Source organism: Cupriavidus consociatus (assembly GCF_017814975.1).
In the GTDB taxonomy this organism is placed as follows: Bacteria; Pseudomonadota; Gammaproteobacteria; order Burkholderiales; family Burkholderiaceae; genus Cupriavidus; species Cupriavidus consociatus.
In genome coordinates this window covers 1-1,140 of the sequence record NZ_JAGIQA010000131.1, presented here as the reverse complement: position 1 = coordinate 1,140, position 1,140 = coordinate 1, and the positions used below count along the sequence as shown (strand labels likewise).

The following is a 1,140-nucleotide window of genomic DNA, read 5'->3' as shown; positions in this document are numbered from 1 at the left end:
GTCACCCTCATCGGCCATACCAACCTGGCCAGCATGGTGGCGGCCGACGCCTCGGCGCTCTATGCCCGCAACGTGCTCGACTTCCTCAAGCTGGTCATCGACAAGGATGGCCAGTACACGCTCAACCTCGAAGACGACATCGTCGCCGCCTGCCTGATGTGCCGGGACGGACAGGTCGTGCGCGAGGCGGCGTAATACGCGGCGTATCAAGAAGGCCTGAGTGCTCCCCTCTCCCGTGCGCGCGAGAGGGGCGCACGCAACTGGTCATTCGCGGCCACTGGCCATTTGATGCGCCGTAGTACAGCAATAAGAATCCAGTAAAAAACACGCTGCATCCCGGTTTCAAAGCAACGGAGGAGAAGTCGATGGAGATGGTGAACCACACGGTGATCAACCTGATCATCTTCGTGCTGGCAATCTACGTGGGCTACCACGTGGTCTGGACAGTCACGCCAGCCCTGCATACGCCGCTGATGGCGGTAACCAACGCGATCTCGGCCATCATCATCGTCGGCGCGATGCTCGCCGCGGGTCTGACCGAAGGCGCCACGGGCCGCATCATGGGCACGCTGGCGGTGGCATTGGCCGCGGTCAACGTGTTCGGCGGCTTCCTGGTCACCCAGCGCATGCTGGAAATGTTCAAGAAGAAAGAACCGAAGGCCAAGGCGGCCGAAACCAAGCAGGCACTGGCCGGGGAGGGCGTGTAATGGCAGCCGGCCTCGTCAGCATGAACCTCGTCACCCTGCTCTACCTGGTGGCCTCGGTCTGCTTTATCCAGGCACTCAAGGGCCTGTCGCACCCGGCCTCGGCACGCAAGGGCAATGCCTTCGGCATGATCGGCATGGCCATCGCGGCGCTCACTACGCTGGTCCTGATCATCAAGCTCAAGAATGAATTCCTGGCGGCCGGCACGGCGCAGTCGTCGGTGGGCTCCGGCCTGGCGCTGATCTTTGGCGCGCTGGTGGTCGGCGGCGGCATCGGCGCCTACGTGGCGCGCAAGGTGCAGATGACCAAGATGCCCGAACTGGTCGCGGCGATGCACTCGCTGATCGGTCTGGCGGCAGTGTTCATCGCGGTGGCCGCGGTAGCGGAGCCGGCCGCGTTCGGCATCACGCCGGCAGGCTCGCACCTGATCCCGCT

2 protein-coding genes and 1 pseudogene are annotated in these 1,140 nt (G+C 63.9%); all 3 read left to right on the top strand.

Annotated features, from left to right (window positions below; all coding sequences use genetic code 11):
- Positions 1-195, top strand: a pseudogene (locus tag J8I82_RS37730) (NAD(P)(+) transhydrogenase (Re/Si-specific) subunit alpha); the annotation flags it as partial.
- Between the two features lie 170 nt (positions 196-365).
- Positions 366-707, top strand: coding sequence for an NAD(P) transhydrogenase subunit alpha part 2 (locus tag J8I82_RS37725; protein WP_209765715.1), 342 nt, complete (start codon positions 366-368; stop codon positions 705-707).
- The coding region (locus J8I82_RS37720) for an NAD(P)(+) transhydrogenase (Re/Si-specific) subunit beta (protein WP_209765712.1) at positions 707-1,140 on the top strand (434 nt) is incomplete at its 3' end. The genes J8I82_RS37725 and J8I82_RS37720, both read left to right, overlap by 1 nt.

Bases quoted from the DNA above. Each gene is read 5' to 3' on its own strand.
- J8I82_RS37725 (WP_209765715.1), top strand. From the start codon at position 366: ATGGAGATGGTGAACCACACGGTGATCAACCTGATCATCTTCGTGCTG.